Origin of the sequence: Paraburkholderia sp. CI3, from assembly GCF_050436505.1 — a bacterium.
Lineage (GTDB): Bacteria > Pseudomonadota > Gammaproteobacteria > Burkholderiales > Burkholderiaceae > Paraburkholderia > Paraburkholderia tuberum.
Genome location: NZ_JBNDMI010000004.1, coordinates 3,029,617 through 3,043,631, shown reverse-complemented (window position 1 = coordinate 3,043,631; position 14,015 = coordinate 3,029,617). Strand labels below are relative to the sequence as shown.

The following is a 14,015-nucleotide window of genomic DNA, read 5'->3' as shown; positions in this document are numbered from 1 at the left end:
GTCATTCTCCGACCAGAAAAACGCGCGTGACCGGCCGCGCGAGCGATGTTGCGCCGATGCTGACCTCGAGCCCCGTCACCGAGCGCGGCATCGGCGCGTTGCCGAGCTGCGGCACCTTCAGGTTGTTGACGGCCTCGGTCATCGCGGTCTGTACGTCGTTCATCCGTATGGTCCAGCCGAGCTTCGGCACGTACATGCGCGCCGAGATCGAGCCGACGCCACCCATCAGCGGCACCGCGCTCCAGCCTTCGTCGCTGCCGTGCAACGCGCGCCGCAATTCGCCGACGTTGCCGAGCGGCGGCGACGCGTAGCGCACCACGCGGCCGTTCGAGATCTGATAGCGCACCACCTGCAGACGCGGCGCGGTGGCCGGCAGCACCATGTGCCGCACGATCTGCAGCGCGTTGCCGGACACCGAGACCGCGGGCTGGCCTGATTCGTCGTCGCTGGCGGCCTGGCGTGCGTCGATGCGCATCTGGTCGAACAGCTGCGCGAACACGCGTTCGTCTTCCATCGCGTTCGTGATCGTCGTGCGGCCGCGGATGATCTGATCGAGCCCCCGCCATGACAGCACGGCGATCACCGCGAGGATCGCGATCGCGACCAGCAGTTCGATCAGCGTGAAGCCGCGCGCGCCATAACGGCGGCGGCGCTCACAGCGAGCGGTTGTTTTCATTCGCGACCACCGTGACCATCTGCGCGAGATTGCCGGACTGCCCAGGCATCGTCACCATCACTTCGACACGGCGAAACACCGGGTTCGGCGTCGCCGTCACATGCTCGGTACAGCGCAGTTGCAGATTGCCTTGCGAGCAATCGAAGCTCGTTGAGCCGATGTTGGGCCATGCATGCTTCAGATGAAGGTCCGCGAGCGCGTTGTCCGCGCTCCAGCCGGCGAGCAGACGCCGGTGCAGATCGGCTTCGCCGCTCGCGAGACTGCCGACCGCGCGCAGCGACGCGGCAAGCGCGATCGCGATGATGGCGAGCGCGACCAGCACCTCGATCATCGTGAAGCCACGCTCCTCGCGGCACCCGACATCGCGCATCGTGAAGAGGGAAGGGGCACGGACCGACCTGCCATAGCGAAGCATCCGCATCTCAGCGCACCTCGTAGCGGCCATTGCCGGTACCGACGATCGTCGCCTGGCCGGCCGCCGAAAACAGCGTGACCTGCACCGGCACGTCGATCGCCTCGGTACCGAACACGATGCGATCGGCGTGCGAATCCGAGCCCGGGTAACTGATCGCGACACTGGTCACGCCGCCTTCCCACTGACGCGGTCCGAGCAGATCGTCGCGCAGCGGACGCCAGCCGTCCTGGGTGCGTTGATCGAAACGGAAGCCGCCCTCGAACGGCTGCCACGCGATCGGCCGCGCGCGCACCTGCGCTTCATCGCCAGCCGATTCGAACAGCAACGCGAGACGCTGCGCTTCCTCGTTCAGATCGGTGCGCGGATTGCGGGTCATCGTGACCGCGGTCAGCGACACGAGCAGGCCCGCGATCACGAGCACGACCATCATTTCGAGCAGCGTGAAGCCTGCCGCGCGGCGGCGCAGGCGGGAGCGCGGCCGCGAAGCCGTACACGGAGTGTCCACACGGGACTTGCAAGCGGACGTGCGCATAGTGCCGGGCATCGACGATCAACGGAAATTCATACTGCAATGCATCGGTGAAGCACGCACACTCGCACGCGCCGCGAACATAACGGCGTGGCGGGCAGGGCGCCTGGCGAAACAAGCGGCCGAACCGGTGGCAAGGAGGGCGCGTGCATGAACATCATCGAGCCTGCCGGGATGCCAGGTTCAGCCTGTTCATTGCCAGGACCCGACGTCGGAGTCGTTGCCTTCGCCGCCCGGTTTGCCATCGGCGCCGTAGCTGAACACATCGACCTCGCCGTGCACGCCGGGATTCAGGTACTGGTACGCATTGCCCCACGGATCGTTCGGCAGACGCTCGAGATAGCCGCCGTCCTTCCAGTTGTTCGGCACCGGGTCGGTGGACGGCTTTTCGATCAGTGCGTGCAGGCCTTGCTCCTGGGTCGGATAGCGGCCGTTGTCGAGGCGATAGAGCTTCAACGCCTGCATCACGGTGCCGATGTCCTGCTTCGCGGCAACGCGCCGCGCTTCGTCCGGACGGCTCATGATCTTCGGCACGATCAGCGCGGCGAGAATGCCGAGAATGGCGATCACGACCATGATTTCGATCAGCGTGAAACCGCGTTGACGACGGCCGCGCGAACCCGCGTTGTCAGCGCGGCGAATGGTCGACAGTTGCATAGGTTGCTACCTCTTTTCAGGTGAAATTTTCGGCCCGGCTTATCAGATTGAACAGGCCGGGCCGTCATTTTAATGTCATGCAGTTGAAGGGCTTCAACCCACCGCAATTTTCACAATAGTCCGTACAATGTGCGCATGAACGCCATCCAAATCCGCCTCCTGTCGCTCGCGCTGTTCGCCGCTTTCTGCGCGACGCTGACCTACTGGGTCATCACGCTCATCACGTTGTCCGGCGCGCCGTTGCCGGCTGCGGCGGCGCATGCGCAGGTCTCGACCGATCAGGCCGCGACACTGTTCGGCGGACAGCTCACGCGCAACGTCAATCAGGACATCCATCTCTTCGGCATCCTCGCGTTGAGCGAAGGCGCCGCGGCGATCGTCAGCGTCGGTGGCGAGCCGCCGCGCGCGGTGTCGCTCGGCAGCACGCTGATGCAAGGCACCAGGCTCTCCGAAGTCCGCGCCCGCTCGATCATCATCGACCGCAACGGCGCCCACTCGGAAATCTTCCTGCCCGCCAACTCCAGCGGTCCCACCATTTACGTGCGCTGAAACCCGAAGCGGTTGCGCGGCTGATACCGCATGCCGCGCAAATCCTTTCTCTTCCTTCCTCGCGCTACGACGACTACTACTGCACGAGGTTGTTCAGTTCGATGATCGGCAGCATCACCGCGAGCACGATCACCAGCACCACGCCCCCCATCGCCAGGATCAGCAGCGGCTCCAGCAGGCTCGTCAGGAACATCGTGCGACGCTCCAGCTCGCGCGCTTCGCCATCGGCCGCGCGATCGAGCATCGTCGTCACGTCGCCGGTCGCTTCGCCCGAGCGGATCAGGTGCACGAGCACCGGCGGAAACGTCTTCGTGTTGCCGAGCGCGCGCGACAGCGACGTACCTTCGCGCACTCGCACGATCGCGTCGTCGATGTTCTCGCGCATCGCATTGTTGCTGAGCGTTTCGGCCGCGGCTTGCAGCGCGCGCAGAATCGGCACGCCCGCCGCGGTCAGAATGCCGAGCGTGCTAGCGAAGCGGACCGTGTTATAGCCGCGCACGAGCTTGCCGATCAGCGGCGCGGTCAGCAGCCAGCGGTCGAAGGCGAGCCGTGGGCCCGGTTGCCTGAGGGTCGCGCGCACCAGATAGACGACCACGATCGCGCCGATCAGCATCGCCCACCACCAGTGCCGCACGAAGCCGGACAGCGCCATCATCACGATCGTCAGGAACGGCAGTTGCTGCTTGGTGCTCGCGAACACGTTGACGACCTGCGGCACCACATAGCTGAGCAGGAACGTGACGATGCCGAACGCGATGATCGTGACGATCGTCGGATACGTGAACGCCAGCACGATCTTCTGCTTCAGTGCATTGCGCTGCTCGATGTAGTCGGCGAGCCGCGACAGCACCAGGCCGAGCTTGCCCGTGTGTTCGCCGGCCGCGACGAGCGCCCGGTAGATCTCGGGGAAGTCCTTCGGATGCTGCTGCAGCGCATTCGCGAGCGAATGACCGCCGAGCACTTCGGCGCGAATCGCCGCCATCAGCTCGCGGATGTAGTCGCGCTCCGACTGCTCGGTGAGCACCGCGAGCGCTTCGTCGAGCGGCAGACCCGCGATCAGCAGACTCGCGAGCTGCCGCGTCAGAATGGCCTGCTCGCGCTGCGACAGACGACGCCCGAGCGCGAGCCGCTGATTGCGCTCGCCGCGGGTGCGCGACGCCGCCGGTTCGACGACGAGCGGAGTGAGTCCCTGCGAGCGCAGGTTGGTCCGCGCGCCGCGCGCGCTGTCGGCGTCGAGCACGCCTTTTTGTGCCTTGCCCGCCGCGTCGATCGCTTCGAAACGGAATGCCGGCATGCGCTTATGCTCCGCCCGTCACGCGAATCACTTCTTCGAGCGACGTCAGTCCCGATGCGAGCCAGCGCTCTGAATCCTCGCGCAGCGTGCGCATGCCGTGCGCGCGGCCCGCTTCGAGAATTTCGGCGTCCGCCGCGTTGCGGTGGATCAGCGAACGGATCGTCTCATCGATCAGCAGCAGCTCGTAGACGCCGCGCCGTCCCGCGTAACCGGATTGGCCACAACGGTCGCAGCCGACCGGATGCCAGCGCTTGCTGCCGTCTTCCTCGGTGCGCTCTTCGCGGCACACGGGGCACAGCCGCCGCACGAGCCGCTGCGCGAGCACGCCGAGCAGCGACGAGGCGAGCAGATACGGCTCGACGCCCATGTCGGTCAGACGCGTGACCGCGGATGCCGCGTCGTTCGTGTGCAGCGTCGCGAGCACCAGGTGGCCGGTCAGCGAGGCCTGCACCGCGATCTGCGCGGTTTCGAGGTCGCGGATTTCACCGATCATGATGACGTCCGGATCCTGACGCAGAATCGAGCGCAACGCGCGCGCAAAGCTCATGCCGATCCGCTCGTTGACCTGGGTCTGGCCGATGCCGGACAGGTCGTATTCGATCGGGTCTTCCACCGTCATGATGTTGGTGGTCGCCGTCTCCAGTCGCGACATTGACGCATACAGCGTCGTGGTCTTGCCGGAGCCGGTCGGGCCCGTCACGAGCACGATGCCGTGCGGCTTGCCGATCAGCTTGTCGAACTTGCCGAGCGTGTCGGATGCCATGCCCAGCGCTTCGAGATTCAGTCGCGCCGCGTCTTTTTCAAGCAGCCGCAGCACCGCGCGCTCGCCGTGGCCGGTGGGCAGCGTCGATACGCGCACGTCGACCGGACGACCGCCGACGCGCAGCGTAATGCGGCCGTCCTGCGGCAGACGTTTCTCCGCGATGTCGAGCTGCGCCATGATCTTGATCCGCGAGATCAGCGCGCCGTGCAGCGCTTTTTTCGGCCGCACCACGTCGCGCAGCGTGCCGTCGACACGAAAGCGCACCACGGACGCATTCTCGAACGGCTCGATATGAATATCCGATGCTTGTTCGCGCGCCGCTTGCGTGAGCAGCGCGTTGATCATGCGGATGATCGGCGCGTCGTCTTCCGATTCGAGCAGATCCTCGACCTCGGGAATGTCCTGCATCAGACGCGACAGATCGACTTCGCCTTCCACTTCACCGACCACCTGCGCGGCGCTGCCGTCCTGGCGCGCATAGGCCTGGTTGATCGCCTGCGCGAGATCGTCGGCGGGCACGCGCACCACCGATACCGTGCCGTAGTTGCGCGCGATTTCGGCAAGCGCGGCTTCGCTCGTGCGCTCGCTGATCCAGACTTCGAGGCTATCGGCATACTGATGCGCGACCAGGACCTGGCCGCTGCGCGCGAAACCGTACGGCACGAGCCGGGCGGCGAGCGGCGAGGGCGCCGCGCGCTCGCCGGCGGCGGCGCCGTTCAACAGACCTTGCGATGGCGCGGTTTGCGCGGGCGTCTGCGTCACGGACGCGCTCCCGGCGATACCGTACTCGGCACCACTCCGCTGGCCGGATCGACGACCGCCGGTTGCGGCGCGGTTTGCGGCATCGTTTGCGGCACAGGTTGCGTTGTGGGCTGCGCGTTGGCTTGCGGCACGGCCTGCGGCGGTACCCGTTGAGGCACCTGTTGCGGTGCCTGCTGCGGCATCATCTGCTGGCGGCGCATCTGGTTCAGATCGAACAGGTTCAGCGCCGGCACACCGCCCTGGCTCGGGCCGAGCGGCATCGGCGGCACGACCGGATCGTCGCGATCCTTCATGATGTTGTTGTCCGAACGGTACGCACCCTGCACACCCTGGACGTAGTCGTAGCGGTTCGCCGTGACGGCCTGGGTGGTGTCGCGATCGGCGAGAATGACCGGGCGCAGGAATACCATCAGGTTAGTCTTGTTGCGGTCCTTCTGCTCGGAGCGGAACAGCTGGCCCAGCCACGGAATGTCGCCGAGCAGCGGCACCTTGCTGTTGCTGACCTGGTAGTTGTCCTGCATCAGGCCGCCGAGCACGATGATCTCGCCGTTATCGCACAGTACGGTCGACTGGATCGAACGCTTCGTGAATTCCGGGCCCGCCGGGTTCGTCGCCGCGTTGTTCGTACCGTTCACGATCGCCGAATCTTCGGTGTAGAGCTGCAGCTTCAGGATGCCGCCGTCGGTAATCTGCGGCTTCACGTGTAGCGTCAGACCGACGTCGACACGGTCGTACGTGTTGAACGCCGCGCTCGTCGTGCCGCTCGTCAGGTTCGAGTACGAACCGGTCTGGATCGGCACGTTGGTACCGACGATAATCTTCGCTTCTTCGTTGTCGAGCGTGATCAGGTTCGGCGTGGACAGCACGTTCGCGTCGGCGGTCTGCGACAGCGCCTGCAGCAGCGCGCCGAGACCCTGCACGCCGAAAATGTTGTGGATCCAGCCAACGTTCAGGCCCTGTTGCAAGTTCGAGGCGCCCAGTGCCGTAGCGAGACCGCCGGTCGAGCCGGCAGCGGCCGCGGCCGCCGTCAGGTTGACGATGCTGTTGCCCGAGCCAGTCGACAGGTTGGTACCGGCATACAAGTTACCGTTCGCGACCTGCCACTGAATCCCGAGGTTGCCGCTCGTATTCGAGTTCAGCTCGACGATCAGCGCCTCGATATACACCTGCGCGCGACGTGCATCGAGCTGGTCGATCACCGCGCGCAAGTTGCGGTACGTCGCTTCGGGCGCCGTGATGATCAGCGAGTTGGTTGCGGGATCGGCCGTGATCATGCCGCCGCCCTGGTCTTCGCTCTTCTCCTTCTCTCCGCCGAGAAAGCCGCCACTATTGCTATTCGAGCCCGAGGCGCCGCCGCCCAACGGCGAGTTCATCGAGCTGCCGCCGAGTCCGCCTGACGGCAACGGTGGCGTGCCCGACGTGCCCGTCGAATTGCTGGCGTTCGACAGACCGCCGCCGCCACCACCACCACTGCTGTTCTGGTTGAACGAGTTCGCCTCGTTCGCGCCGCCCGACGAGCCTTCGCCGCCGCCCTTGCCGAGCATGTTGCGCAGCGTGCGCGCGAGCTTCGTCGCGTCCGCGTTGCGCAGCGGCACGACGTGAATGTTGCCCGGCATCGTGGTCGGCACGTCGAGCTGTTTCGCGAGCTCCTTTGCCGCCGCGAGACGTGCGGTGTTCGACGCGCGCATCAGTAGCGAGTTGGTGCGCGGATCCGCCGCGATCGACACCTTCAGCGTCGCGTCCGTACTGCCTATCGCGCCCGGATCGAGCATCTTGTTCATCTGCTGCGCGATGTCGATCGCATTCGCATTCTTCAGCGGCACGACCGCCACCGACTGGCCTGCCGCGTTATCGATGCCCGCGATGATCTGCGCGATGCGCCGCACGTTGTCGGCGTAGTCGGTGACGACGATCGTATTGTTGGCGGGGTAGGCCGCGACGGTGTTGTTCGGCGAAATCAGCGGACGCAGTACCGGCAGCAGGTTGTTGGCCGATTCGTTCCTCAGCGTGAAGACCTGCGTGACGACCTGGTCGCCGCGCGCCGTCGGCGCGTTGCCGACGTAGGTCGGCACGCCTTGCAGCTTGGCGTCGGCCTCGGGCACCACTTTCAGCACGCCGTGATCCTGCACGAGCGCGAAGCCCTGCATGCGCAGCGCGGACTCCAGGGTTTTGAGCGCCTGATCCTCGGGTACCGCGTTTTCGGACACGAGGTTCAGTTGCCCCTTCACCCGCGGATCGACGATGATTGTCTTGCCGGTCGCCGCGCCGATCGCCTTGGCGACCTGGTCGATGTCGGCGTTGACGAAGTTGAGTGTCACCTCTGCCTGTGCTGTCTGCGCGGTGATCAGTCCAGCCACCAGCAGCGCCGTTGCCACGCGACGCAAAGCCATACAATTTCTTCTCATGGAATGTGATATCGATGCCGGCAGCCTCTGCCACCGACGGTCATGCGATGCGGACCTGGCAGCAAGCTACCGCCCGGTCGGTCTGTGAGCCGGCCCCAAAAGCGAGTTTCGCTTCGAGCTCGAGCGTCCCGACGTCCGAAAAAAACGAACAGTAACAGCTTTTCATGTCGGATTTGAAACAAAACAAGGGGCCTCATGCGAATCCTTACGGAATCGCAGGGTGGTTATTAAATTGAAAGCTAACCGGCACCGTACCTGGACGCCATTACCCGGCTTTGTACGGTCTTATGTCGGTTAGCCAACTTGACGAAGGTCGGACTGCCGGTATGATACGAGCCGTTCGACTCACTGCTATGTGTTTGCTGACGCGGGTTTTCCCCGATGCTCGACAAATGCCCGGCCAGCTTGCCGTTGCGGCCGAAACGCGGCCGGCAAACTGCCTTACCGATTCTTACCTCGGGTTTATCCAGTCCTGTTGACCGATGAAAAGTCCGCTCGTCACCGTCGCCGCCATGCTCGCGCTGCTCGTCGCAGCCGGCTCCGCGCGCGCCGACTGCTTCGACGAAGCGGCGAAGTATCAGAAGGTCAACCCATTGATTTTACGGGCTATCGCGTGGCAGGAGTCGCACAACCGGCCGGATGCGCAGCACAAGAACGCGAACGGCTCGACCGACTACGGTGTGATGCAGATCAATTCGGTGCATCTGCCGGTGCTCGCCCAGTACGGGATCTCGCAGGGCACGCTGATGGAGCCGTGCAAGAACGTTTATATCGCGGCGTGGCATCTGCGCCGCCAGATGAACAAGTACGGCAATACCTGGCAGGCGGTCGGAGCATACCACTCTGAGACGCCGGCGTTGCGGGACAAATACTCGCAACAGATCGCCGCGATTCTGCGCAGGTGGAAGTTGATGCCCGCGCAGTAGGCTTGTCCAGCGCTGTCGCTTGCGCAGGCCGCGCCCGTTTTAATGCACAATGCGGCTTCATGCTGCTGTCGCGCCGTCGCCGCGACGCCGACCATTTGGCCCCGCCCCCGGCACGCCTTTCAATCCTCCCGTATTCCGTACCGCGATGAACCAGCCGCTATTGCCCATCACCGTGCTCTCCGGTTTTCTGGGCGCCGGCAAGACCACGCTCCTGAATCACATCCTCGCGAATCGCGCCGGTTTGCGCGTCGCCGCGATCGTCGACGATCTCGCCGCGGTCAATATCGACCCGACGCTCGTGCGCCACGCGGCCGACCTGTCGAGCGTCGACGAGCAGGTCGTTGAACTCGAGAACGGCTGTATCTGCTGCACGCTGCGCGACGAGCTGCAAAACGAAATCCGTCGCCTCGCCGGCGAAAATCGCTTCGACGCGCTCGTGATCGAATCGAGCGGCATCGCCGAGCCGATGTCGAGTGCCGAAACCATTACATTCGAGGGCCACGAGGGCGCGTCGCTCGGCGACGTCGCGCGGCTCGATACGATGGTCACGATCGTCGATGCGTTCAACTTTCTGCGCGATTACGCGTCGGCCGACGCGCTCGCCGAACGCGGCATCACAGTCGACGAAGACGACGACCGTACGATCGTCGAATTGCTGATCGAGCAGATCGAGTATTGTGACGTGCTCGTCGTGAACAAGATCGATCTCGTCAGCGCCGACGAGCTCGCGTGTTTGCAGCGCATCCTGGCACGCCTGAACCCGCGCGGGGTGCAGCTCGTGAGCCGCTTCGCCGACGTGCCGCTCGACCAGATCGTGAACACCGGACGCTTCGATTTCGACGAAGCGTCGAATGCGCCGGGCTGGCTCGCGGCACTCGAGCACGAGCACGGCGGTCAACACGGCCACATGCATCGCAGCGAAGCCGACGAATACGGCGTCGGCCATTTCGTCTATCGCGCACGCCGGCCGTTTCATCCGCAGCGGCTGTGGGAGCTGCTGCATCGGGAGTGGAAGGGCGTACTGCGTAGCAAGGGATTCTTCTGGCTCGCGACGCGCAACGATATCGGCGGTTCGCTATCGCAGGCCGGTGGCGCTTGCCGGCACGGTCCGGCGGGCATGTGGTGGGCCGCGCAGCATCGCAGCGAATGGCCGGCAGGCGACGACGAGCTGGCCGCCGAAATCGCCGCCGACTGGTACGGCGCGCCGGACGATACCAGCATCGGCGATCGTCGTCAGGAGTTCGTGCTGATCGGCATGGATATCGACCCCGCCATCTGGCGCGCAAAGTTCGACGCCTGTCTGCTCACCGACGACGAATACGCGCTCGGGCCGCAAGCCTGGCAGCAGTTCCCTGATCCGTTCCCGGCGTGGGAGTTCGACGACCACGATCATGATGATGATCGCGGCCATCATCATCACGGGCACGGCGACGACTGAGAACATGGCGGACATGACCACGGCGAGAACGCGCATCGTCATGACTGAACGAAGCACGTCCCGCGCTTGAACCATATGCATGGACGAAAAAAAACCCGCCACTGGCGGGTTTTTCTCGCGGGTGTCAACTGCCCGGCAGGAATCTGCCTAGCGCTTGTTGACCGAGTCCTTGAACGCCTTGCCTGCCGTGAATTTGACGGTCTTGGCAGCCGGGATCTTGATAGTTTCGCCGGTCTTCGGATTACGACCCGTACGCGCTGCGCGCTTGCCCGAACCAAAGCTACCGAAGCCAATCAACTGGACCGCCTCACCCTTCGACACAGACTTCTTGATCACTTCAAGCAACGTGTCCAGCGTTTCACCGGTTTGAGCCTTGCTGGCGCCCGTCTGTCCTGCGACAGCGTCGATCAGTTCCTGTTTGTTCATTAAGGTTCCTTTCTGAGTTTAGGTTGATACGAACAGCGCGACCGCGCCGATTATACGTGCGCGCACCGCGCCGTCGAGCAGCTGCGGCCCTGATCCTGACGATCTCCCGCGCCGGACAAAACCCTGTTCGGCGGCCGTGCTGCCGCTCCCTTCGCGGCGCTTGCTATGATAGCGCAGCGCAAACCCAATCAGGATAAGGGTTTCGAGGAATTGCACGGTTTTCGGGCCGTTCTTGCAAGGAAATCGAAATTTTGCCCCTCAGCACCCCCTAAACGAGGGCTGAAACCCAGTCCTGGCGGGGGTTAGCGTTGGTTTTTGCCAACGCAGCAAAGCGTCTAAATGCGTCCTGATGGGTCTTTTACGGCGACTCGCGCGCAGCGCGCGCCGGCTCGAACCATCGAACCCGCTCTTTCGAGCGACCTTTTGAGCGTGTTTTCCCGTCGCGCATGACCGATCCGCTGATCCCCGCCGTCCTCGCTTTCCGCGACAACGGCAGCCCCTTTTCACCACACTACGACGACATCTATCACAGCGCCGTCGGCGCGCTCGAGCAGGCTCACTACGTCTTTCTGCGCGGCAACGAATTGCCCGAAAGATGGCAGAGCCGCCGTACGTTCACCGTGCTCGAAACCGGCTTTGGCATCGGCATCAACTTTCTCGTCACGTGGGCCGCATGGCGCGCCGATCCGGCTCGCTGCGAGCGGCTGCATTTCGTGTCGACCGAAAAGCATCCGTTTAGCGCCGCCGATCTGCGCCGCGTTCACGCGACGACGATCTCCGATCCGCTGATCGCCGGGCTCGCGAACACGCTCGCGAACGCTTGGCCGATGCTCGTGCCCGGCACGCACCGGCTCGAATTCGAAGGCGGCCGCGTCGTGCTGACGTTGATCTTCGCCGATGCGCTCGACAGCCTGCCCACCTTGCGGCTGCGTGCCGATGCGTTCTATCTGGATGGCTTTGCGCCCGCGAAAAATCCCGAGCTGTGGAGCCCGGCGATCTTCAAGGCGCTCGCGCGCGTCGCGGGCGATGACGCGACCTTCTCCACCTATAGCAGCGCGGGCGACGTCAAACGCGCATTGACGCAATGCGGCTTCGAGTATCGCAAGGTCGACGGCTTCGGCTGGAAACGCGCGATGCTGGTCGGCCGCTTCGCGCCGCGCTGGCGTGTGCGCCGTTATGAGCCGCCCGCGTCGTTCTGGCACGACGAACGACACGCGGTCGTGATCGGTGCGGGACTGGCCGGCTGCGCGGTGATCGAACGGCTTGCGGCGCGCGGCTGGCGCGTGACTTCGCTCGAGCGGCATGCGTCGGTTGCACAAGATGCGTCTGGCAATCCAGCCGGCGTATTCCACCCAATGATTTCGCGCGACGACAGCGTCGCGTCGCGCGTCACGCGGGCGGGCTTTCTGTACGCGCTCAATCGTTGGGCCGCGCTCGAAAGTGCAGGGCATCGGCTCGCGCGCGGCGATCGCGGTCTGCTGCAGATCGCCGCGGACGACGACGAGGCACGCGCAATCGGCGAGGCCATCGGCGCGTTCCGCTATCCGTCCGACTACGTGACGCCGGTGTGCGCGTCCGATGCCGAGCGACTCGCCGGCGTGCCGCTCGCGCGCGGCGGCTGGTTCTTTCCACGCGGCGGCTGGATCGATCCGGCTTCGCTGTGCGCGGCGCAATTCGCATCGGCAGGCGGCTTGCTCGAACGACGCTTCGGTGTCGACGTCGCGCGGCTCGAACGTTCCGGCGATCAGTGGACCGTCTTCGATATCGCGGGAAAGGTAGTCGCGCGAGCGCCGGTCGTGATCGTCGCTGGTGCGCATGAAGCTGCGCGCATCGCTGGCTTGCGTCATGCGCCGACACGCAGCATTCGTGGTCAGTTGAGCTTGCTGCCGACGGGTAGCGTCGCGCCGCTTGCGCTGCCGGTGATCGGCGAGGGCTACGCCGTGCCGCTCGCGAACGATGTCACGCTGACAGGCGCGACCTATGAACTCGACGACCCCGAAACGTCGCTGCGCACGGACGGTCATCGCGAGAATATCGAGCGCGTCGCGCAGATGTTGCCGTCGTTCGCAAGCGCACTCGATGCCGCGCCGCTGACCTCGCTCGCCGGCCGCGTTGCGTTTCGCTGCGTGACCTCGGATCGCATGCCGATGATCGGCCAGCTCGCCGACGAAGCCGCTGCCGCCCGCGATGCTGCCCGCCTGCGCGGCGCATGGCCGCTCGATCTACCGCGCCTCGACGGTCTGTACGGCGCATTCGCTTATGGTTCTCGCGGGCTGGTGTGGGCCGCGCTCGGCGCTGAACTGATCGCCTCGCAGATCGAAGGCGAGCCGTGGCCGCTCGAACGCGATCTCGCCGAAGACATCGACCCTGGGCGTTTTCTGCTGCGGTCCTTGCGACAGGGAACGATCGGTTAACCGGCTTCGACCATTGCGAAGTTATCTCTGCGCCCGGCACGTTAACTCCGCCCGCCCTGTAAACAAGGTTAACCAGGACTCCGGCTTATCCACTGCGACCTGTGGATAACCGCGCGGTTAACCGGCGCAAGTCGTGTGGAACCGTTGTGGACGTAAACGGGGTAACTGGGACATCGCGAAAAAGTGCGAAAAGTTGCTCGCGTATACCGGCAGCCGCCGCACATGCTGTGCATCCGGTTATGCGGCCGGGAACTCGATGATTTGTTTCGGTAAACATAGGTTATCCACAGAAACCGAGGCAGCTTGTTAACTGTTACTACGTATACATACGGTAAACCAGTAAACAGCAAAGACGGGGGCTAACGCCCCGCGTATCGGGCTAGCTGAGTTTCGTTCGAGTTCGCGTAAACCGGATCGCTCGACGCGCTGCGCTAACGACAAAACCGCGCATCGAAATCACCGAAGCAGCGGTAACGCCCGAGAGCGGATTCGCCGTTCGCGACGTGGTCGAAACTGATGCGATACCTCGAAAAAAGGTCGCTTTTTCCGTTCACTGGGAAAATAACGTTCTTTTTTACCGTTTTGCCTGCGAGTTAACGTCTTTTCGGTTAACCCGGAAAAAGCTATGGCACAATCCCCGTTTTTCCGCGTCGTGCCACAGCAATGACGGCACGCGCAGCAATGGAACGGTGCCGGTCAAACAGAATCTGATTCACGGTCGACGGCGTTCCTTCAGCGTGCCTGTTGCTACTGCCGCATCC

General features: G+C 64.2%; 13 protein-coding genes. 4 read left to right on the top strand and 9 right to left on the bottom strand.

Going from position 1 to position 14,015, the window contains the following annotated elements:
* Position 1 precedes the first annotated feature (1 nt).
* The 4 genes from OKW29_RS35535 to gspG form a co-directional block, all read right to left on the bottom strand.
* Positions 2 to 676 (bottom strand): PulJ/GspJ family protein, encoded by a 675-nt coding sequence (locus OKW29_RS35535; RefSeq protein WP_429294223.1) that lies wholly within the window; start codon positions 674 to 676, stop codon positions 2 to 4.
* A complete protein-coding gene (gene gspI, locus OKW29_RS35530; RefSeq protein WP_184069951.1) occupies positions 654 to 1,046 on the bottom strand; it encodes a type II secretion system minor pseudopilin GspI in 393 nt (130 codons plus the stop codon). Before gspI ends, OKW29_RS35535 begins: the two co-directional genes overlap by 23 nt.
* 52 nt (positions 1,047 to 1,098) lie before the next feature.
* Positions 1,099 to 1,635 carry a GspH/FimT family pseudopilin gene (locus OKW29_RS35525; RefSeq protein WP_429294222.1) on the bottom strand — a complete coding sequence of 179 codons (537 nt, stop codon included), beginning with the start codon at positions 1,633 to 1,635 and terminating at the stop codon, positions 1,099 to 1,101.
* Between the two features lie 177 nt (positions 1,636 to 1,812).
* Positions 1,813 to 2,277, bottom strand: coding sequence for a type II secretion system major pseudopilin GspG (gene gspG, locus OKW29_RS35520; protein ID WP_184036820.1), 465 nt, complete (start codon positions 2,275 to 2,277; stop codon positions 1,813 to 1,815).
* A gap of 135 nt (positions 2,278 to 2,412) precedes the next feature.
* Between gspG and OKW29_RS35515 the strand changes: the two genes are divergently transcribed.
* Positions 2,413 to 2,826: a type II secretion system protein N gene (locus OKW29_RS35515; protein ID WP_184036823.1), complete on the top strand. Its 414-nt coding sequence runs from the start codon at positions 2,413 to 2,415 to the stop codon at positions 2,824 to 2,826.
* A 76-nt stretch (positions 2,827 to 2,902) separates the two neighbouring features.
* Here the strand turns inward: OKW29_RS35515 and gspF are convergent, their stop codons facing one another.
* From gspF to gspD, 3 genes are read right to left on the bottom strand one after another with little or no spacing between them, the layout of a single operon-like run.
* On the bottom strand, positions 2,903 to 4,120 hold the full coding sequence (gene gspF / locus OKW29_RS35510) for a type II secretion system inner membrane protein GspF (protein ID WP_184036826.1): 1,218 nt from the start codon (positions 4,118 to 4,120) through the stop codon (positions 2,903 to 2,905).
* A gap of 4 nt (positions 4,121 to 4,124) precedes the next feature.
* The gene (gene gspE / locus OKW29_RS35505; protein WP_429294221.1) at positions 4,125 to 5,645 is read right to left on the bottom strand and encodes a type II secretion system ATPase GspE; all 1,521 of its coding nucleotides are present in this window, start codon (positions 5,643 to 5,645) and stop codon (positions 4,125 to 4,127) included.
* Positions 5,642 to 8,035 carry a type II secretion system secretin GspD gene (gene gspD / locus OKW29_RS35500; RefSeq protein WP_429294220.1) on the bottom strand — a complete coding sequence of 798 codons (2,394 nt, stop codon included), beginning with the start codon at positions 8,033 to 8,035 and terminating at the stop codon, positions 5,642 to 5,644. Before gspD ends, gspE begins: the two co-directional genes overlap by 4 nt.
* 497 nt (positions 8,036 to 8,532) lie before the next feature.
* Between gspD and OKW29_RS35495 the strand changes: the two genes are divergently transcribed.
* Together OKW29_RS35495 and OKW29_RS35490 are read left to right on the top strand one after the other, a co-directional pair.
* Complete coding sequence (locus tag OKW29_RS35495; RefSeq protein ID WP_429294219.1) at positions 8,533 to 8,976, top strand: lytic transglycosylase domain-containing protein; 444 nt, start codon at positions 8,533 to 8,535, stop codon at positions 8,974 to 8,976.
* A gap of 145 nt (positions 8,977 to 9,121) precedes the next feature.
* Positions 9,122 to 10,414 (top strand): GTP-binding protein, encoded by a 1,293-nt coding sequence (locus tag OKW29_RS35490; protein ID WP_429294218.1) that lies wholly within the window; start codon positions 9,122 to 9,124, stop codon positions 10,412 to 10,414.
* A gap of 147 nt (positions 10,415 to 10,561) precedes the next feature.
* Here the strand turns inward: OKW29_RS35490 and OKW29_RS35485 are convergent, their stop codons facing one another.
* A complete protein-coding gene (locus OKW29_RS35485; protein WP_018418891.1) occupies positions 10,562 to 10,840 on the bottom strand; it encodes an HU family DNA-binding protein in 279 nt (92 codons plus the stop codon).
* Between the two features lie 18 nt (positions 10,841 to 10,858).
* Positions 10,859 to 11,056, bottom strand: coding sequence for a hypothetical protein (locus OKW29_RS35480; protein ID WP_090802341.1), 198 nt, complete (start codon positions 11,054 to 11,056; stop codon positions 10,859 to 10,861).
* Between the two features lie 230 nt (positions 11,057 to 11,286).
* On the opposite strand from OKW29_RS35480, the gene mnmC reads away from it, so the two are divergent.
* Positions 11,287 to 13,254, top strand: coding sequence for a bifunctional tRNA (5-methylaminomethyl-2-thiouridine)(34)-methyltransferase MnmD/FAD-dependent 5-carboxymethylaminomethyl-2-thiouridine(34) oxidoreductase MnmC (gene mnmC / locus OKW29_RS35475; protein WP_429294217.1), 1,968 nt, complete (start codon positions 11,287 to 11,289; stop codon positions 13,252 to 13,254).
* The last annotated feature ends 761 nt before the right edge of the window (positions 13,255 to 14,015 follow it).